The sequence below is a fragment of the Sphingomonas sp. Tas61C01 genome (genome assembly GCF_052567495.1).
In genome coordinates, this window is sequence record NZ_CP199583.1 from 3092483 (window position 1) to 3112566 (window position 20084).

Sequence of the window (20084 nt, forward strand, 5' to 3'; positions counted from 1 at the left end):
ACTTAGTATTCTTCCGCGAGCATGATCGTCAGCACTCGCCTGGTCACATCCGGATCGGTGGGATTAGGCGACCCAAACTCCAATGTTTTGTCGTAGCAATCGATCTTCCAGAACACGCGATGGTGACCAACTTCTATCGAACCAAAATCATGCTCGCCGTATGGATCGTTGCTCTCGTTGAAGCTCGTGAAGGCTTGAACCTCCTGCAGGGCCTTAGCCAATCGCTCAGGTGGAAAGGCACGAATGCCTGGCGTGATAACGACCATACCGCCAACGCGGCCCTTTCGAAATTCGTCGTTGAGGCGCCGTATTTGGGTCGCTCGAGCCTTCAGCTCAGCGACACGCGCCTGGTTTTCGGCATAGCCTCTTTCTTCGCTAACCGGCATGGTCGCAATCCTTTCTGCTGTTGATGTTGTGGAGTTCAGATCAGGCGGATTAGTCGGCGCTGCGCAGCGCGGTCGCCCTCGATGTAGCGTTCGGTCGTCGTCAGTGATCGATGCCCGGCTAGCTCCTGGACATCGCGCAGCGATCCACCAGTTTTGGCCACGAGCCGTGCAGCCCGGGTGATGAAGGTGCGTCGTCCCGAGTGTGAGGAGCAGCCGACCAATCCCAGCTCCTGGTATGTGCTGGCGAACCAATTGACGATGCTGCGTGGCGTCATGTGGCAACCGCGTTCGGACCGGATCACCGGCCCGACAGACGGTCGATCGCTTACCTTGTGCAGCTGCTTCAGTGCGGTGCGCAGCGGAGTCGAAAGCGGCACTGCTCGGCCGACCCCGCCCTTGGAGATGCTGCCGCTTATCGTGGCTGTCTCACCAACTCGGTCGTCAGTGTCGAGCACCATAGTCCAGCCAATGCCAGCGATCTCACAAGCACGTAGCCCGGCGTTGAAGCTCAAGAGGATGATCACTCGATCGCGATCAGGATATCGTCGGTGCGCGACATGGTCGAGGAGGCGACACACGTCTCCTGGCACCAGAACGCGTGCGCGTTGGCGTGGCATGTGAGGTTCTCGCTTTTGTGGATGGCCAGTCACTGCTGGCACCATCAGTATGGCCGATACGGCCATAAATGTCAAGCTAAATTGGTCGATATGGCTTTGGGCGATTCACGCGCTACCCGCGACGTAGATCTACCTGCTTGCAGCCGCATCTTCCTGGCCTGACGCCCGAGCTTCATAATGGCGTGTTTTGGTGGAGGCCGTGTGGAAACGGCTTTGTGCGTTGGCTGGACGATGCGCGCAGGGTTGGTCGTTCAGCCCTGCATCGCAGCTATCAGTCCTGGTACGCCAAGGATGTGGAGGCTGGCCTCGGTCGCGACGTTCCCGAGCCTTCGTGTCTTGAAGTGGCTTCGTCCCATCCAGTCTTTCAGCGTGCCGAAAACGTGCTCCACCGTTCGTCGTCGCACACGCATGGCATCGGGCCAGCGGTCGAGCCGGACCTGCATGGCCTCGACCACCTCTTCATGCTCCCATCGCTTGATACGCCGCTCGATGCCGGCGGTGCAGTTCGCCTTTACAGCGCAGCGGGAGCGGCAGGCGGGCGTCGCATAGCCATGGAGCGTCAGCCCATGTTCGAGGCTGGAGAAGCGCCTGGTCAGGGTCTCGCCGGCCGGGCAGCGATAGGTATCGGTATCGGGTTGGTAGACGAAGTCCTGCTTGCCGAAGCGCCCCTCGGCCTTGGCGCCCGAGGTTAGTGGCTTGGGGCAGATCGCCACGACACCGGCCTTCGCGCAGGCCAGCACCTCCGGGCCCGAGAAGTAGCCGCGATCGGCCAGCACGGTGAGCGTATCGGCGCCGGTCGCATCGCGCGCCTGTTTCCCCATGCTCGCCAGCGACGTGCGGTCGTGGCCAAAATTGATCACTTCGTGCGCCACGACGATGTGGGTGTCCGCGTCGACCGCTGCCTGAAGGTTGTAGCCGACAAGGCCCGTGCCGCCTCCCGCCGACGCCATTGCGCGCGCATCCGGGTCGGTCAGCGAGATCTGCCGGTCGGGCGCAGCCATCACCGCCTCTTCCATCGCTTCCAGATCGCGCATCTGTTGGCGCAGGGCGGCGAGCCGTGTCGTCAGCCGCGCGGTGCGCAACCCGGACGCGTCGCCCTCCTGCCGGTCGGCAGTGTCGAGCATGCCGAGATAGCGCTGGATGCTGGCATCGACCTGCTCCGTCCGGCGCCGGATCGTGACAGGCGTGAAGTTCCGGTCGCGCGCATTCACCCCCCGCAGCCGACTGCCGTCCACTGCCACCGTGCCGCCTGCGATGAGACCCAGGTTGCGGCAGACCAGGACAAAGCGTCGGCAGGCCGCCTGTATCGCCGCACCATGGTCACGGCGGAAGTCGGCGATGGTCCCTTCGACAAGCTCAGGAGAGCCTTGAAGTCAGGAGCGAGCTTGCCTGTGAGCCACATGCATTCGACGTTGCGGCCCGCCTCGCGCTCCAGCCGCCGGCTCGACTGCACCTGGTTGAGGTAACCGTAGACGTAGAGCTTGAGCATGGTTGCCGGATGATAACCCGGTCGCCCCGTCGCGGCTGCTGCGCCAAAGCCCAACGCGCTCAAGTCCAACTCGTCCACGAACATGTCGACCACCCGAACCGGGCTGTCCCCGGTCACGTAATCGTCGATGCAGTCCGGCAGCAGCAGCCTTTCCCGGCGGTCGCTCCCCTCGATGAAACGGCTCATTCCAGCACCTCCACCAGCGCCAGAACTCTACCACATCAGCTCGTTTTCACACAGCCTCGGTGGTTAGCTGCCGTTTGGGATTGGCGAGTTGCACGCGTCCAGGTCGGCATCTCAAGCACCACCGCGATCCAAACAACGGTCACTCGCATTGACGCCTCGACCAGCCCAACCTGCTGAAATGCTAACGAGCAGCGCGACAAGAACGGCGATCAGAATGCGGTGCTTCATACCATGATTTGGAGATGGCAACTGGTGGGTTGCGCACATCAAGAAACACACGCGTCGGACGGCATTGATATGTCACGACCGCCAGCTCTTTAAATAAGCTAATTAGCACGCCTTAGCTAAACGGTCTCGGAGAGCGGCTGACGGAATAAGATATTCTAAGATGAAGACCTGACTTCGACGTCCATCAAGCGTTATATAGGCAGGACCATAGTTCTCGAGCGTGCCGGATGTTTTTGCGCCCAAACGAGGCTCTTCACCGCCATACCAGATGAAGATGGTGTAACCCCGCTGAGTAGCGACTGCGAATCGGTCGCTGCACTTGCCGGACGCAGCTGCTACGGTACCATCGATTATCGCCGCTGCCTGCGCAGAAGCGCCGATGCTGGCCAGGACCAACGCCGCGGAGAGTGCGTTTCGCCTCTTGCCAGGTCTGAATGTGATCATCGTGTCACGACACTAGCGACGGGACACTGCAATGTCACGACGGTCTATACCGGTTCGCTATGACCGCGATAGGTCGCCATCGCGGCTCAATACACATCATCGTCGCGAACGATGCAAGCGATCATCCGTAGGTAGCGCGCTGCCTGGATTGCCGCTGCCGATCGCCCGCCGTGCTTGCGTGCATTGCGGTCGCCGAGTGGCGGCCCCAGGTTAGTCCCGCCGTGCATCCTGCACCGCCGCTTTCCGCTGACGGCCGGGGACTGGCACTCCGTTCGCTTGCGGGTCCGGGTAAGGCATGAGGCGCAGTCGCCAGCACCTCGGGTTGCATCGCATTGTTCGTCATTGTGCGCATCAACAGGGCTTCCTTCGTGCTTGTGGAAGTGATCGGCCACAATCGCCCGCCCCCCTTCGCTGACGTGAACGTGGCGCACCGTCTGCTCCCGCGGTTGGTGCAGCTTCGCGAGCGCGTTCAATGTCGTGCGGCAGTTGCTCTGGGCCTTGAAGGCGAGGCGGCCGTACCGCTCGCTCGCCTCCGGGTACTCACCCATGTTTGTCGCTGCTCGCGGCGCTAGCTCGGTGAACATGCTGTCGAGTGTCGTCGCATGCGATGCGAGTAGGCGGCTTGCGATGGTAAGATCTCCCACCTCTGCCTTCTTGAGCGCCGCTCGAATTTGATCGATATAATCCTGAAGCCCGGGTGTCTCGAAGGTTTGCCGAGTACCTTATTAGCAAACGCAGAAGCGGTGACTGCATGCCGAAGAGGCAGCTCGATTTGATTGCGCGCCATTACCTGTGCGCCGGTCTCCTCGGCGGTTTGCTTCAACGTCATCACGTTGTTCGGCTTCATGCTGCCGTCAGGCGGTACTGGTCGTCTCGCCATGATTATCCCTTCCGCCTGCGCGCACTGGCGCCGATGTTCACCTGCCGGAACAGAGTTGCGCCATATTATGCGCCATCTATAACGATAGGCAATACGGCGGAACATATTTGCGTACGCCAACACGATCCATAATAGATGCTGCAACGAGGCAGCATCTTTATTTTATAAGTTGGTTGTTGTACACGGGCTTGCGTCGACTAAGTATTATCGACGCTCAAAGAATTTCCCTCGCTCAATTCGGGGCCGAAGCATTCTCCCAGGGGTAGATCGGTTTGCCGCGCGAGTGTCCAGCGTCCTTGAACGATCTGTCCTTCACGGCCGACGTGTGAAAGTTTACGCCAAAGCAAAAAGATCGGGTGCACGAAGCAGCGTGACTTAGTCGTTAGGGGGCATCACGACCGCGTGTGCTGGTTGTATGTAGCGCGCCACTGGGGAAAAAGGGCGCTCACATCCAACCGTTTCCAGTCGTGCCGTGAGCCTCACGGATGGATCCTGGCCGGCCCTGCACCAGGCCGATCATCGAAAGACTTCTTCGTTGCAAGAATGCTACAGCGCTCTAATGTCCTCGCCTCACAGAGACTTAGTGGCGCGGGGCTTTCATGACAGTGGTTCGAGCTTGGAAGGCAGTCTGCGGCGCGTCTGCTCTGCTAATCCTGTCGAGCTGCGGAAATTCTGACGAAGAGCCGAGGCCTGCAACTGAGATTGCCGCTCCATCAGCTGCTGTGAGTTCAACGATCAATCCGCTCGTCGCCCGCTTTATGGTGGCCGGCTTGCCAAGTGGCGCTAAGGTCGTCGTCCAATTCGGCTCCAGTACGAGTTACGGCAGGTCCTCTTCAGAGGTCGTAGGGTCTAACGGCGGGGTAGCGGATCTCCTGGTTGCGGGCATGGGGCCAAATGCAACTTACCATATGAGAGCGAAGATAACGGACGCTGATGGCTCAATAGAATTTACGCCGGATGCGACTTTCACAACCGGGGCGCCTCCTCCCGTTCTAGCAAGCCTTAACCTCAAGGCAGAGACGATGCCGGGCCGGATCCCGTCGCCGGGCGTCGTAATGATCGAGCCAGCGGGTGGTCCTGAGTACCCGTATGCAGTGGATTTAGAAGGCAAACTTGTCTGGTATTATACGTGGCCAGACCATGACCCGACGGTTTCGATCGGAGGCATGCAGCAGATGGCAAACGGTCACTTCATCGCTGCCTTCGCATCTCGTTCCGACGCGCCGCTTGCCGGAATTGTTGATCGCGATAAGGGGATCGTTCGTGAGTTCGATCTAGCCGGTAACACAATCCGGCAAATTAGTGTCTCTGAGCTAAATCGAAAGCTCGCGTCGCGTGGCTTCAACGTGGTGTTGGACCAGTTCCATCATCACGTGGAGGTCCTCCCAAACGGTCACTGGCTTCTCCTTTCGAATACCACGCAGACTGTCGATGGTGCGCCCGTACTCGGCGACGTGGTGGTTGACCTCGACGATCAACTAAATCCTGTATTTGTTTGGAATTCGTTTGATCATCTCGATACGAGCCGTCATCCATTTGACAAAGCTGATTGGACCCATGCGAACGCCGTCACTTACTCACCAACCGATGGCAATTTTCTCGTGTCGATGCGCCACCAACACTGGGTTGTTAAGGTAAACTACCGCAATGGTGCAGGGGATGGCTCCCTACTTTGGAGATTGGGTGCTGGAGGCGACTTCACACTGACCAACGGCCGCAACCCCACTGATTGGGAATACGCACAACACTTTCCGTTCTTTACCGGCAAGACCTCTGCTGGTATATTCAACTTGCTGCTCATGGACAACGGCAATCTACGACCGGCGCCGAACGGAACCGTTTGTGGTTCCGGAGCGGATAACCCCTGCTACACCACCATACCTGAGTTCCGGCTTGACGAGCAGGCGCGTACAGCGACGATTGTCTCACGTGTGATCGTGCCAACTGCTCTCTATAGTATTTTCGGGGGCAACGCTGAGATCCTAGGAAATGGGAACATTGAGTATGCTCTGTCAGGGGTACCTACTGGCGGTGTGGTTCAGGAGGTTACACCGGACGACGCCCACGCTCTCGTATGGTCGCTTACGGATTTGAACGGTAAGTTCATTTATAGGGGTTATCGGCTGACGAGCCTGTATCCTGGGGTCACATGGCAGTGATGACGCATAACTTAGGCGAGCTGTCGTTCCGAGTACCTAGTCGACCCGCCGCAATGCTCGCGCTTGCCGGATCGTCGCGCAACATCACGACACGAGCCCCGTCCGGCATCGGCTTCGATCAGCACGACCGGAAGCACAGGGGTGCCGCCCTCGGCGACCCCGCAATCCAGCCGACTTCTAGCGATGCACATGCTCGCCCGCCGGCAGGGCCGCAGTCTGCAGGCGCTGATGGCCGAAGCGTTTGACGATGTCCTGCGTAAGCACGGCGAAAGTCGATTGAGAAGCTAGGGGTGGTATTGGGTCGACGTGGCGACAGTTCGACATATCAGTCTGGGCGAGCCTTGGCGTTGTTTTACGAGCGGCATGAGCTGCGGCGCCCGCTGGTGCGGACATGCTGGACGAGCAGCATGCCGGTTCTATAAGGCGCGCACACGTATCCAACGACCTGAACACCATGTGTTGCAAGCCGGGCGCGATGACCGCGCGTAAAAGGGTGAAGAGCGGACAAAAAAATTGATCGCTATCCGATCCAAACTTTCCGGCAAGCGTCGCCGCGTCGGCAACCGGCCAACCCTGTCTCGCAGCGGGTATGTTATGGTCGTTGCCATGCTTGCCTATGTCGTGGTCGTGACCTTCTTCGGCGGTTCCAGCCGGTACGACAGGATGGTGCAGATCCCCGTCCGTTTGGCCGCAATCCTGGTGATCGCGGCAGCCACCTTCCGGCCTCTTCATGCGCCCAGCGCCCTTCGCCCGCCCGCGGTCCTGTTGCTTTTGTCGGTGGCGTTGGTGGCGGTGCAACTAGTCCCGCTTCCGCCTGAAGTATGGACTGCGCTGCCTGGCCGGGACGCCTTCGCAGCGTTGCCGGCGATCGCTGGATTTGCTCAGCCATGGCGTCCGATCTCGATTGCACCGGATCTTACCGTCAACAGCCTGCTCGCGCTCACGGTACCTATCGCAGCGTTGTACGGCGTTGCCGCTCTCGACGCGCGGCACCAGCGATGGTTGTGGCCCATCCTGCTCTCGGTCATCGGCACGTCGCTGCTGGTCGGCCTGATCCAACTCACGACCGGCGCCGCAGGACTCGATGCGCTGTACCAAGTGCAGTGGCGGGAAACCGCATCGGGATTGTTTGCCAACCGAAATCATCAGGCGCTGCTGCTCGCGATAGGTATCCCGCTACTGGCGGCTTGGGAGGATGTGCGGCGTGGCGACATGCGCGGCGCAGCGGCACGATGGAGCGCAGGTGTGGCGCTGCTGCTGATCCTCGTGGCGCTGCTCGCGATGGGATCTCGCGCCGGATTGATCCTAGGAGCATGCGGTCTGGCTGGTGCCGTAGCGGTATCTTGGAGCTGGTACAGGCCGTCGCGCCGGAGCGGGCGCATGCCCCTGATCGTCGGGGGAGCGGTCGCCGGGGTAGGGGGCACCGTGCTCGCCCTTGTTCTGCTGCTCGGCCGCAGTGAGTCACTCACCCGGTTCGTCGCGGCCAATCCGCTCAGCGACAAGAGGGCGCGAGCGCTTCCCACCGTGCTCGACATGATCGCATCCTATTTCCCCGTCGGCACCGGGTTTGGCACCTTTGACCCTGCGTTCCGGCGGGCCGAACCCTTTTCCCTGCTCGAGCCCACCTATTTCAACCAGGCGCATGACGACCTGATTCAGGTTGTTCTGGAAGGGGGCTTGGCCGGTGCAATCCTGCTGGCAGCCAGCTTGACCTGGTTGGGCTATGCCGGTGTGAAATTGTGGCGGCATCGCGGTACCCGCGGGATGGTCGTACGTGGTCGGGCTGCAATAATTGCCCTGGTGCTGACAGTGGGCGCGAGCGCGGTCGACTATCCTGTGCGTACGCCGCTGATCATGGTCGTCGTCGCAGCACTAATATTCCAGGTAGCTGCGGCGCTGGACTATTTACGCCAGGACGGCCCGGATCGTGACGCTGCCCAGAAGAGTGTCGCTTTACCTGACGGATAGCTGCTCCTATAGCGCGAGCCTCACTCCGGATCGAGCTTTGTTGATGCGTTTGATATTGGTCGCATTTGCCGTTGCCCTTATGGTCGGCGCATGCACGTATACTGAGCCGCTGCGGTCCGTGCCCGGATTGACCGTGGTGGACCAGACTGCGTTACCGGAACCGGTGCGCGGCGATTTCGCCGCAGCCGAGCGCGCCAGTCTGATCGGACCGCTTGATGTAATCATGGTAGAAGTGTTCAACGTTCCCGAGCTGAGCAAGGAACTGCAGGTTGATCTGGGGGGTCAGATCGCCATGCCGCTGATCGGTCAAATCGACGCGCGGGGCAAGACACCGGTGGAGTTGGGCGCACAGATCGCCCGGATGCTGCGTGGCCGGTATGTTCGCAATCCCGATGTCACCGTCAACATCCGCACCTCGGTGAGCCAGGTCGTGACGGTCGACGGCGAGGTTAAACAGCCCGGCCTCTATCCGGTCACTAACCAGACCACATTGATGCGCGCGATCGCCTCGGCGCAGGGATTGGCGGAGTTCGGCAACCTGGAGGACGTGGTGATCCTGCGTACGGTCAGGAACCAGCGTATGGCCGGCCTGTACAACCTCGCCGCCATCCGCCGCGGCGCCTATGGCGATCCCGCCATTTTCGCTAACGATGTCGTGATCGTCGGAGACTCTCCGACACGGCGCATGTTCCGCGACATCGTGTCCACGGCGCCGCTGATTGCGGCCCCGCTCGTTGCGATCATCCAGTAAGGCTTGCTTGGTATGAATCGACCTGAGCGCGTGGCCCATGCAGGTCATGACATGATCAGTAGCCTAGTTGATCGTCGTGCTGCCCAGTCGGCGCGCGAAACGCCGCCTATGGCGCTGGAATATCTACGTATCGCCAAGCGGTGGAAGTTCGTTATCGCGGGAACTATTCTGGGCTTCCTGGTGGTTGGCCTTCTCATCACGCTGCTGATGACTCCCAAATTCACCGCAACGACCCAAATCGAGATCGCGCGCGAATCAAACAAGATCGTCAACCTCCAGGGCGTTGAGCAGGAGGCCAGCGATGCGGATCAGGAATTCTATCAGACGCAATATGGCCTGCTGCGCTCGCGTTCGCTGGCCGAGCGCGTTGCGACCAAGCTGAAGTTGGACGACAGTCCCGCCTTTTTCGAAATGTTCGGGATCGATCCGGCCGCCCATGGTGTCGAGATGCCGCGCAACGGCCGGTTCGCCCCAGGCGATCGCGCCGTCCGCACCCGCCTGGTAGGCGAGGCGCTGTTGAAGAACGTCAGCGTTAATCCGACGCGTCTGTCGCGCCTGGTCGACGTGTCGGTGACGACTCCCGATGCCGCGCTGTCTGCGCGCATTGCCAATTCCTGGGCCGAGAACTTCATCCAGGCGACGTTGCAGCGCCGTTATGGGGCATCTTCCTATGCCCGCAACTTCCTGGAAAACCGGCTGGAGCAGCTGCGGCGTCGGCTGGAGGATTCGGAGCGGCAGCTTGTTACCTATGCGTCCAGCCAGCGCATCATTAACCTGCCGACCACCGGAGGGCCGAGTGACAGCCGTGCGGAGCGCTCTATCGTCGCCGAGAATCTGGCTATGCTGAACGGAGAGCTGTCCAAGGCTACGGCCGAGCGCATCCGCGTCCAGTCGCGCTATGACCAGCTTCGCGCGCGCGGCGGCGAATCGACCGAGGCGCTGGATAACGTCGCCATCAACACGCTGCGCTCGCGGCGTGCCGAGCTGGCCGCAGACTATCAGAAGATGATGACGCAGTTCGAACCGGACTATCCCGCGGCGCGTGCGCTGCGCTCGCAGCTTGACCAGATCGACCGCAGCCTGTCGCGCGAGGAAAGCCGGATCTCGGGATCGTTGGGATCCGAATACCAGGGGGCGGCAGAACGCGAGCGCCGGCTGTCGAACCAAGTTGAAGCGCTAAAGAATGGCTTACTGGATCTTCGTCGTCGCAGCATTCAGTACAATATCTATCAGCGTGAGGTCGACACCAACCGTGCCCTTTATGACGGGCTCCTCCAGCGCTACAAGGAAATCGGTATCACGGGCGGCGTCGGCGTCAACAACATCGCCATCGTCGATGCGGCCACCACGCCCGACCGCCGCTCCAGCCCGCGGCTGATGCTCAACCTCTTCCTGTCGCTAGTGCTGGGCACGCTGGTCGGTGCCGGTCTCTCCTTGCTGCTCGACCATGTCGACGAATCAATCATGGAACCCGCCGAGTTCAAGCAGCGGCTTAACGTATCGCTACTGGGCACCGTACCGCGTGCGCAAGGCGTGGAGCCGGCCACCGCGCTGCATGATCGCAAGTCCGCTCTGTTTGATGCCTATCTCGCTATCCAGGCCAATCTCCGTTTCGCGACCGATCATGGTGTCCCGCGCACGCTGTCGGTTACCAGCACGCGGCCGGCCGAGGGCAAGTCCACCACCGCATTGTCGCTTGCCACCACTCTGGCGCGAAGCGGCCGCAAGGTGGTGCTGGTCGATGCGGACATGCGCTCGCCATCGGTCCACCACTTTCTTGGCCAGGACCATGAGCGCGGGTTGAGCAATTATCTGTCCGGTGAGGACGCTATCGATCCATTGCTGGTCGATGTGCCGCAGTATGGCTTCACCGCCATGACTGCTGGCCCCTTGCCGCCCAACGCGGCCGAGCTCCTGACCAGCGAGCGACTGGGAACGTTGCTCAACCGGTTGCTGGAAGTGTTCGACCATGTGGTCCTGGACTCCCCTCCGGTTATGGGGCTGGCCGACGCGCCGCTGATCGGCAACCGCGTCGAAGCGGTCGTGTACGTGGTGGAATCGCATGGTGTCCGTTCCCGCCAGGTCCGATCGGCGCTTGACCGGATGGATGATGCCGGTGCCCATGTGGTCGGTGCTGTACTCACCAAGTTCGAGGCGCGGCGTTCCAATCTCGGTTACGAATATGGCTATGACTATGGTCGGGCTCGTGACGATGCGTAGGGACATGGGCACGGCGGCGCAGCGCAGTGCCCATGCTATTCTTCTTGGAGGACTTGCCGTTCTTGCTTGGCAAAGCGTCGTTTACAGCATGGCGGTGACCGGGCGACGTGCCGATCCTGCACAGGCCGTACGGCTCGCACCCGGCAACGCGCTGGCATTGACGGCGTTGGCCGGCGACCGGGTTGCAGCCGATCCCGGCGCGGCCGCGGCGCTGGCCGGGCGCGCGCTGCAGCGCGATCCGACCAGTGCTGCGGCGGCTAGTGTTTTGGGTCTGGCACTTGCGCAGCAAGGAGATGCCGCACGAGCCGAGGCGCTGATGCGCTATTCGCAACAGATGTCGCGGCGGGATCTGCCGACGCAGATGTTCGCGATCGAGACGGCCGTGCAGCGCGGCGATATCAATGGGGCATTGCACCATTACGATGTGGCGCTGCGTGTCGGCCGCACAACGCCGACGGTGCTGTTTCCGGTGTTGGCCGAGGCCAGTGCTGATCCTGCCGTCCGCCGTTCGCTGACGCGGCTGCTCGTATCTGGCGCACCGTGGAAGGACAGTTTTCTCGACTATCTCGCGGCCCGTTCGACCAAGGTGGTGAGTGCCGCGGCGCTGCTCGGCGATATCCGCGCTGCCGGGAATGCCATCCCCCCGGGACCTCTGGCCATCGTCGTGCAGCGGCTGGTGGAGATGGGCGAGGTCACGCAGGCCCGGTCGCTCTATGGCCAGGCTGGGTCGGACATGACGGACGCGACGGTGCGCAACGGGCGGTTTACGCGCACGGTCGAGCAGCCGACCGTGTTCGACTGGCAGACGATCGACACGGGTGATGCCCATTCGGAAATTCTGGCTGCCCCTGGGGGCGGGGAGATGCGGGTGGAGGCCCGAAGCGGAGCGGGCGGGACGGTAGCGCGTCAGCGGCTAGTCCTCTCGTCGGGCAACTGGACCCTGGCGTTCGATGCATCGCCGGACGAGGGTGGCACGCTTGGCACCTCGACCATAGACGTCGTCTGTGTGCCGGGGGCGAACAGGATCGGACGGGTCGAACTAGCCGGCGCTGCGGGCCGGCCGCGACAGGAGCTGCGCTTTTCCATTCCTGCCGGCTGCACGAGCCAGTCGCTCGATGTCGCCCTCGATCCCGGTGGTTCGGAAGCGCCCCTTGCCGGGGCGCTTAGGAACCTGACACTGATCCGGACACCCGGGGCGACGGCGTTGCAATAACGGAACGGCGTCGCTAAGGCTCGCGAGCCATCCTGCCGGCAAGCGGCATATCAACGGAGAAGGTCGGATTTGCAGCATCGCTGTGGCGGCGCCGGATCAGGACAATTGCCCGCATGTTCGCAGTCAAGACCTTTAGTCCGGATCCGCTTTATCGGTGGCGCTACCAGCTGGGGGGCTGTCTCCTTGTCGCGGCGATGTTGCCCTATATCGCTCGCTGGCTGACTCTGGGGCCAGATCCTTATCTTGTTCCGCTGCACCTGACGCTGGCCGGCAGCATTGTCGCGATTTTCACGGGAACCTGGCTGTTCCGCAGCATTACCACCTATCCCGGAACGGAGGCGAGCACATACATTCTTCCTTCCTTTTCAGTGACCTATGGTGTCCTGGCGATGGTCTTCATCCTGAGCCGCATCGAATACAATCGCCTGCTGCTATTCGCAGGTTATGCGCTCAGCTTGCTATGGTTCTATTACGTCATGGGCGTGCTGCGCCGACGCCAGTCGCTACGGATTGGCGTGGTCGCGATGGACGCACGGCACGTCTTTCCCGCCATGTCCGGCGTTCAGTGGATCCCGGTCGAGCCGGACGCAGGCCAGATCTTGAATCTCGATGCGATCACGACCGATCTCCGGCAGGACCTGCCCGACGAGTGGGATCGGAAGCTGACCGACTTTGCGCTTGCGGGCGTTCCGGTCTATCATTTCAAGCATCTGGTGGAATCGCTGACCGGGCGGGTCGAGCTGGAGCACCTGTCCGAGAACAGCTTCGGCTCGCTGTCTCCGGTATCAGCGTACATGGCGCTGAAGCATTGGATCGACTGGATCGTCGCTGCGGCGGTCGGCGTTCTGCTAATGCCAGCCTTTCTTGTGCTGGCGATCGCCATCAAGGCAGGTTCGCCCGGCCCGGCGCTGTTCCGGCAGACGCGCATCGGGTATCGCGGACAGCCCTTTACCCTATTCAAGTTTCGTTCCATGCGCATGGCCCCGCCCGAGGCCGGGGACAGTCGCCAGCTAGCGATGACGCAGAGCGACGACCAGCGCATCTTTCGGCTCGGCCGTTTCTTGCGAAAATCTCGCATCGACGAGCTCCCGCAGCTCATCAACGTGCTGCGTGGCGAGATGAGCTGGATTGGGCCGCGCCCCGAAGTGGTCGTGCTATCCCAATGGTATGAAAGCGAAATCCCGTTCTATCGGTACCGCCACATCGTACGACCCGGCATCGCCGGATGGGCCCAGGTCAGTCAGGGGCATGTCGCCGAGGTAGATGACGTCCGGAGCAAGCTCCATTACGACTTCTATTACATCAAGCACTTTTCGTTGTGGATCGACATGCTGATCGTCGTGCGCACGATCAGGACGATGATCAGCGGCTTCGGTTCGAAATAGATCATCGGGGGATATTGCGATGAAGGCCGTACTACTTGCGGGCGGACTCGGTACGCGACTGTCCGAGGAAACTCATCTACGACCCAAGCCGATGGTGGAGATTGGCGGAAAACCGATCCTCTGGCATATCATGAAAATCTACGCTTCGCATGGCGTGACTGAATTCATCGTGTGCTGCGGTTATCGCGGGTATTTCATCAAAGAATATTTTGCCAACTACTTCTTGCACAATTCAGATGTTACGATCGATCTGGGCCGCAACGAGATCGAGGTCCATCATCGCCGGGCGGAGCCGTGGAAGGTCACGCTGATTGATACGGGCGAGCATACTATGACGGGTGGGCGGCTGAAGCGCGTGGCCAATCACGTGGCGGACGAGGACGCCTTCTGCTTCACCTATGGCGACGGTGTCGCCGACATCGACATCACGGCCGAGATCGCCTTTCATCGGGCACATGGCCGGCTCGCCACGGTCACTGCGGTACGCCCGCCAGGCCGCTATGGTGCGCTGGAGGTCCGCGACGGGCAGGTCAACGGCTTCACCGAAAAGCCGCGTGGCGACGGCGCTCTGATCAACGGGGGGTTTTTCGTGCTATCGCCCAAGGTGATTGACTATATCGCCGAGGACGGCACGAGCTGGGAGGCGGCGCCACTGGAAACGATCGCGCGCGAGGGCCAGCTGATGGCGTTCGAGCATCTGGGCTTTTGGCAGCCGATGGACACGCTGCGCGAGAAGGCGCTGCTGGAGAATCTCTGGACCTCTGGCTGCGCGCCGTGGAAGATGTGGTGAGCGCGCCTTCCGCGACGTTCTGGCATGGCCGCCGCGTGCTGGTGACGGGCACGACGGGGTTCAAGGGCGGATGGCTGGCGATTTGGCTCGCGCGGTTGGGGGCGGATGTTACCGGGCTGGGCCTGGCGCCGCCCGACAACGGCCTGTTTCTACGAGCCCGCATCGATGAGGGCCAGCGCCATCATATTCTCGACATCCGCGACCCCGATGCACTGGCCGCGGCGGTGAGCGCGGCGCGACCGGAGATCGTGTTTCACCTTGCCGCGCAACCACTGGTGCGGGCCAGCTACCGTGTGCCTGTAGAAACCTTTTCCACTAACGTGCTGGGCACGGTGCACCTGTTGGAGGCCTGCCGAACGTCAGAACCGCCGCGCACGATCGTCGCGATCACCACGGATAAGGTATATTACAATGCGGAGCACGTCCTGCCGTACCGGGAGGATGATCGGTTAGGCGGGCACGATCCCTACAGCGCCAGCAAGGCCGCCTGCGAGATTGTGATCGACAGCTATCGCGCATCCTTCCTGCGCGAGCGCGGGATAGGCTTGGCCTCTGCCCGCGCGGGCAACGTAATTGGCGGGGGCGACTGGTCGGAGGACCGGCTCCTCCCCGATGCGATCCGGGCCTGGAGCCGGGGCGAGACGCTTGAGATTCGAAGGCCGGACGCGATACGCCCATGGCAGCATGTGCTGGAGCCGCTTGCCGGCTATTTGGTCCTTGCCGAACGGATGGATGCCGATCCGGCGCTAGCCGGCGCCTATAACTTCGGACCGTTGACGCACGAAGCGGCCGACGTGCGCACCGTGGTGGAGATCGCCCGACGTAGTTTCGGCCGGGGTGAGGTGCTTTTCGGCGATGTCCAGGGTCCGCACGAGGCAGGGCTGCTGACGCTGGAAACTGCCAAGGCGCGCAACGTTCTGGCCGTCACGCCGCGCTGGATGCTGGGGGAAGCGGTCGAGCGAACCATGAATTGGTATCGCCGCGCGGACGAGGGTGCCGACGTTCGCGCGCTGTGCGAGGCGGACATCGACGCCTGGGAAGCCGCAACATGAGCCGGCTCACGATCCACGACACTCCCGTCGCGGGCGTCAAGGTGATCGAGCGTCAGCTGCTGGGCGACCATCGCGGTCACTTCGCGCGTGTCTTCTGTGCCGACGAGCTCGCTCCGACCGGTTGGCCGGGCGCAATCGCCCAAGTCAACGAGAGCTTTACCGCGCGACGCGGGAGCGTGCGCGGCATGCACTACCAAGAAGCGCCATTCGCCGACGCCAAGCTGGTGACCTGCGTGCGCGGCGCGGTCATGGATGTCGCCTTGGACATCCGTGCCGGATCCGGCACGCTGATGCGCTGGTATGGCGAAACGCTGTCGGCGGAGAACGGTCGCGGCTTGCTGATCCCGCCCGGATGTGCGCATGGCTTCCAGACGCTGACCGACGATGTCCTGCTGATCTATTGCCATTCGCAGCGCTATGCGCCGTCCGCGGATGCCGGGATTAGTCCTCTGGAACCGCAGGCCGTCATCGATTGGCCGCTGCCGGTCGCCGACATGTCGGAGCGCGATCGGACGCGGCCGATGCTGGATGCTCATTTTGCAGGAGTGCACCTTTGAACTGTCGTCACTGCGGCACACCGCTGCGTACACCGTTTCTTGACCTGGGCGCCGCCCCGCCTTCCAACGCCTATCTGCAGCCCGCGACGCTCCACGCGCCTGAGACTTGGTTTCCGCTACGGCTGATGGTGTGCGAGGCGTGCTGGCTCGTGCAGACCGAGGATTATGCCGGGCGCGAGGCGCTGTTTACCGACGATTATGCATATTTCAGCTCCTTTTCCGACAGCTGGTTGGAGCACAGCCGCCTCTACGTCGATGCCATGACGGAGCGGTTAGGCCTCACGGCGGACAGTATGGTGGTCGAGGTCGCCGCCAACGACGGCTATCTGCTGCAGTATGTCGCCAAAGCCGGCATCCCCAATTACGGCATCGAGCCCACCGCGAGCACGGCCCGAGCGGCGCGAGAGAAGGGAATTGAGATCGTTGAAAGCTTTTTCGGCAAGACGCTGGGCGAGGAGTTGGCGAAGATGGGCCGGGCGGCGGACCTGACCGCGGCCAACAACGTCCTTGCCCATGTTCCCGATATCAATGATTTCGTCGCTGGCTTTGCCGCGTTGCTGAAGCCGGAAGGGGTGTCGACCTTTGAATTTCCCCATTTGATACGGATGGTGGCGGAGAACCAGTTCGACACCGCCTATCACGAGCATTATTCTTATCTGTCGCTGATCGCGGTGGAGCGAATCTTCGCTGCCAACGGTCTGCAGGTCTTCGACGTCGAGGAGCTTCCCACGCATGGTGGCAGTCTGCGCGTCTATGCGCAGCGTGCCGATGCGGTCCGGCCGGTGTCGGATCGGGTCACCGAACTGCTTGCGCGCGAACGGGCCGCGGGGGTCGATACCGCCGATTACTATGCCGGGTTCCAAGTTTGCGCGGAAAAGGTGAAGCATGACTTCACCGCCTTTCTGATCGAACAGAAGCGCGCCGGCCGGACCGTTGCCGCCTATGGCGCAGCGGCCAAGGGCAACACTCTGCTGAACTTCGCCGGCATCCGCCCCGACCTCATCGCCTATGTGGTCGATCGCAATCCGGCCAAGGCTGGCAACTTCATGCCCGGTAGTCGCATCCCGATCGTCGACGAAGAGCGTTTGCGCCAGGACCGGCCGGACCTGATCGCGATCCTGCCGTGGAACCTGCGCCAAGAGGTCGAGGCACAATTGGCCTATGCCCGCGAATGGGGCGCCCAGCTGGTCGTCGCGGTACCGACGCTGGAGGTCCTATGAACCGGATCCACTATACCAAGCCGTCGATCACTGATCTGGAGGTCGGCTATGCGACCGACGCCGCGCGCAACGGCTGGGGCCCGGACTGCTACAACTATATCCATCGACTGGAGCACGCGTTCGCACAGCACCTTGGCGTCGACCATGCGATCTCCACATCGAGTTGCACGGGCGCTATGCACATGGGGCTGGCCGCGCTGGGGATCGGTGAAGGCGACGAGGTGATCCTAGGCGACATCAACTGGATCGCCTCCGTCGCGCCTGTCGTGCATGTCGGAGCGACGCCGGTGTTCGTCGACGTGCTGCCCGATAGCTGGTGCCTCGATCCCGATCGGGTCGAGGCTGCGGTGACGTCGCGGACCAAGGCTATCGTGGCCGTGCATCTTTACGGCAATCTGGCGGCGCTCGGCCAATTGCAGGATATCGCTGACCGGCATGGTCTCGCGCTGATTGAGGACGCGGCCGAGGCACTCGGTTCGCATTGGCATGGTCAGCGGGCCGGATCGATCGGGCGGTTCGGCACCTTCTCCTTCCATGGCACGAAGACCATGACGACCGGTGAGGGCGGCATGTTCGTGACCAGCGATCCGGACTTGTACGAGCGCGTCCTGACGCTGAGCAACCACGGTCGCGCCCGTGGCCAGAAGCGACAGTTCTGGGCCGAGGAGGTCGGCTTCAAGTACAAGATGTCGAACGTTTCCGCCGCGATCGGCTGCGCGCAGATCGAGCGCATCGAGGAACTGGTCGCGCAGAAGCGATGGATCTTCGAACAATATGCACAAGGGCTCGATGGCCTGCCCTTGTCGATGAACCCTGAGCCTGAAGGGTGCGTTAATGGCTATTGGATGCCCACCATCGTCATCGACGAGGGCATGGCGTTCGATCGAGAAGCGCTGCTTTCGGCGTTTGCCGATGACAACATCGACGGGCGAGTATTCTTCTGGCCACTTAGCATGCTGCCGATGTTCGACGAACGCCGAGACAATGCGGTCAGCTACGGCCTGTTCGGGCGGGCGGTGAACCTGCCAAGCTACCATGACATCACCGGCGACGACATCGCCCGCGTGTGCGACGTGGTTCGCGCGCAATTTTGATCGCTCGCGAGTTCCTGTTCTGGGGAGGCACCGGGCAAGCGAGGGTGCTTGCCGAGTTGCTGGGCGGCAATGACCGCATCGTGGCGGTGGTCGACCGCGGGCTGGAGCGATCTCCCTTTCCGGACGCGATCCTGCTCCGCGACGAGACGGACGTGGAGCGATGGCTGGCGGGCCGCGCGTCGTTCTCTCCCCTCTCGGCAGCGATCGCCATTGGTGGCAGTCATGGCGCGGAGCGTCGTCGGCTCGCCGCGTTTCTGCAGGCGCGCGGCATCGCCACTCCCGTCCTAATCCATCCGCTCGCACGCATCGCATCAGATGTTTTGGTGGGTGCGGGCACGCAGATCCTGATGGGTGCGATCATCGCCGCAGGGGCAAAGCTAGGCTCGTGTGTGATTGTCAACACCGGCGCACAGGTTGACCATGACGCTTTTGTGGGCGATGGCGCGCACATTGGACCGGGGGTGGTAACCGCCGGGGAGGTCAGGATCGGCGACGACGCCTTTGTCGGAACAGGAGCAGTGATCTTGCCCCGGATCAGCATCGGGTCGGGCGCCACGGTGGGCGCCGGGGCAGTGGTTACCGAGAACGTCAATCCGGGTGATACGGTCGTTGGCTGTCCTGCCCGGTCGCTATAACTCTTAAGCCATTTCAGCCGAGGTATATAATGACGCCCTATCAGCGTTTCATGCAGGAAAGCGCCGTTGAGATCGAGCGCCAGGGTTCGAACGCCGCGTTGAAGGATGCGACCGTCCGGTGGATGGACGAGGCAAACAAGGGGAAATATTCCTACCACTTCCAGTGGCTGGGCCGCCCCATCATCCAGTACCCGCAGGACGTCGTCGCGTTGCAGGAGATCATCTTCTCGGTTCGCCCGACCGTCATCGTAGAGGCGGGCGTGGCGCATGGCGGCTCGCTCATCCTAAGCGCGTCGCTGCTTCGGCTGCTCGACATGTACGAAGCCGCCGAGCATGGCGACGCGACTCTGTCCATGACGACGACCCGCAAGGTGATCGGCATCGACATCGACATCCGCGAGCACAATCGTGCCGCCATCGAGGCCCATCCCTTTGCCTCGTGCATCGAGCTGGTACAGGGTTCGAGTATCGACGCGGCCGTTGTGGAACAGGTCAAAGGCATGATCCCGGACGATGCCCGGGTGCTCGTCATCCTCGATTCCAACCATACGCATGACCATGTCTTGGCCGAGTTGGAGGCGTATGCGCCGCTGGTCTCGAAGGGAAGCTACTGCATCGTCTTCGACACTGTAATCGAGGACATGAGTGTCGACATGTTTCCAGACCGTCCCTGGGGTAAGGGCGACAATCCCAAGACGGCGGTGTGGGAGTATCTGAAGGCTGCGCCGGATTTCAGCATCGATCGTGAAGTCGAGAACAAGCTGATGATTACCGTGGCACCAGACGGATTCCTTAAGCGGGCGGAATGAC

Annotated in this window: 17 protein-coding genes and 1 pseudogene; 14 read left to right on the forward strand and 4 right to left on the reverse strand. The window is 61.8% G+C overall.

From position 1 onward, the window contains the following. Positions 1 to 2: 2 nt before the first annotated feature. The 4 genes and pseudogenes from ACT009_RS14550 to ACT009_RS14565 form a co-directional block, all read right to left on the reverse strand. Positions 3 to 386, reverse strand: coding sequence for a DUF3768 domain-containing protein (locus ACT009_RS14550; RefSeq protein ID WP_445191779.1), 384 nt, complete (start codon positions 384 to 386; stop codon positions 3 to 5). A 35-nt stretch (positions 387 to 421) separates the two neighbouring features. Beyond that, the gene (locus tag ACT009_RS14555; RefSeq protein WP_445194110.1) at positions 422 to 1048 is read right to left on the reverse strand and encodes a tyrosine-type recombinase/integrase; all 627 of its coding nucleotides are present in this window, start codon (positions 1046 to 1048) and stop codon (positions 422 to 424) included. Between the two features lie 206 nt (positions 1049 to 1254). After that, positions 1255 to 2678: pseudogene (locus ACT009_RS14560) on the reverse strand (IS1182 family transposase). 758 nt (positions 2679 to 3436) lie between these two features. Next, entirely contained in the window at positions 3437 to 3934 is a 498-nt protein-coding gene (locus tag ACT009_RS14565) for an HGGxSTG domain-containing protein (RefSeq protein WP_445191780.1), read from the reverse strand. Positions 3935 to 5252: 1318 nt separating this feature from the next. On the opposite strand from ACT009_RS14565, the gene ACT009_RS14570 reads away from it, so the two are divergent. The 14 genes from ACT009_RS14570 to ACT009_RS14635 all read left to right on the forward strand — a co-directional run bounded on the left by ACT009_RS14570 (position 5253) and on the right by ACT009_RS14635 (position 20083). After that, positions 5253 to 6389: an aryl-sulfate sulfotransferase gene (locus ACT009_RS14570; protein ID WP_445191781.1), complete on the forward strand. Its 1137-nt coding sequence runs from the start codon at positions 5253 to 5255 to the stop codon at positions 6387 to 6389. A 189-nt stretch (positions 6390 to 6578) separates the two neighbouring features. Next, a complete protein-coding gene (locus ACT009_RS14575) occupies positions 6579 to 6677 on the forward strand; it encodes a ribbon-helix-helix domain-containing protein (RefSeq protein ID WP_445194111.1) in 99 nt (32 codons plus the stop codon). Positions 6678 to 6995: 318 nt separating this feature from the next. Further along, positions 6996 to 8357: an O-antigen ligase family protein gene (locus ACT009_RS14580; RefSeq protein WP_445191782.1), complete on the forward strand. Its 1362-nt coding sequence runs from the start codon at positions 6996 to 6998 to the stop codon at positions 8355 to 8357. A gap of 43 nt (positions 8358 to 8400) precedes the next feature. Then, positions 8401 to 9108, forward strand: a complete 708-nt coding sequence (locus ACT009_RS14585) for a polysaccharide biosynthesis/export family protein (RefSeq protein WP_445191783.1) — start codon at positions 8401 to 8403, stop codon at positions 9106 to 9108. A 108-nt stretch (positions 9109 to 9216) separates the two neighbouring features. Continuing rightward, a complete protein-coding gene (locus tag ACT009_RS14590; RefSeq protein WP_445191784.1) occupies positions 9217 to 11328 on the forward strand; it encodes a GumC family protein in 2112 nt (703 codons plus the stop codon). A 4-nt stretch (positions 11329 to 11332) separates the two neighbouring features. After that, positions 11333 to 12541, forward strand: coding sequence for a hypothetical protein (locus ACT009_RS14595; RefSeq protein ID WP_445191785.1), 1209 nt, complete (start codon positions 11333 to 11335; stop codon positions 12539 to 12541). Between the two features lie 113 nt (positions 12542 to 12654). Beyond that, the gene (locus ACT009_RS14600) at positions 12655 to 13926 is read left to right on the forward strand and encodes a sugar transferase (protein ID WP_445191786.1); all 1272 of its coding nucleotides are present in this window, start codon (positions 12655 to 12657) and stop codon (positions 13924 to 13926) included. A gap of 19 nt (positions 13927 to 13945) precedes the next feature. Continuing rightward, positions 13946 to 14716, forward strand: coding sequence for a glucose-1-phosphate cytidylyltransferase (gene rfbF, locus ACT009_RS14605; protein ID WP_445191787.1), 771 nt, complete (start codon positions 13946 to 13948; stop codon positions 14714 to 14716). Then, a complete protein-coding gene (gene rfbG / locus ACT009_RS14610) occupies positions 14713 to 15768 on the forward strand; it encodes a CDP-glucose 4,6-dehydratase (RefSeq protein WP_445191788.1) in 1056 nt (351 codons plus the stop codon). The genes rfbF and rfbG overlap by 4 nt, the downstream gene beginning before the upstream one ends. Further along, positions 15765 to 16325: a dTDP-4-dehydrorhamnose 3,5-epimerase family protein gene (locus tag ACT009_RS14615; RefSeq protein ID WP_445191789.1), complete on the forward strand. Its 561-nt coding sequence runs from the start codon at positions 15765 to 15767 to the stop codon at positions 16323 to 16325. Before rfbG ends, ACT009_RS14615 begins: the two co-directional genes overlap by 4 nt. Beyond that, a complete protein-coding gene (locus ACT009_RS14620) occupies positions 16322 to 17545 on the forward strand; it encodes a methyltransferase domain-containing protein (RefSeq protein WP_445191790.1) in 1224 nt (407 codons plus the stop codon). The genes ACT009_RS14615 and ACT009_RS14620 overlap by 4 nt, the downstream gene beginning before the upstream one ends. Next, positions 17542 to 18639 carry a DegT/DnrJ/EryC1/StrS family aminotransferase gene (locus ACT009_RS14625; protein ID WP_445191791.1) on the forward strand — a complete coding sequence of 366 codons (1098 nt, stop codon included), beginning with the start codon at positions 17542 to 17544 and terminating at the stop codon, positions 18637 to 18639. Before ACT009_RS14620 ends, ACT009_RS14625 begins: the two co-directional genes overlap by 4 nt. Beyond that, a complete protein-coding gene (locus tag ACT009_RS14630) occupies positions 18612 to 19274 on the forward strand; it encodes a NeuD/PglB/VioB family sugar acetyltransferase (RefSeq protein WP_445191792.1) in 663 nt (220 codons plus the stop codon). Before ACT009_RS14625 ends, ACT009_RS14630 begins: the two co-directional genes overlap by 28 nt. Positions 19275 to 19324: 50 nt before the next feature. Further along, the gene (locus ACT009_RS14635) at positions 19325 to 20083 is read left to right on the forward strand and encodes a cephalosporin hydroxylase family protein (RefSeq protein ID WP_445191793.1); all 759 of its coding nucleotides are present in this window, start codon (positions 19325 to 19327) and stop codon (positions 20081 to 20083) included. The last annotated feature ends 1 nt before the right edge of the window (position 20084 follow it).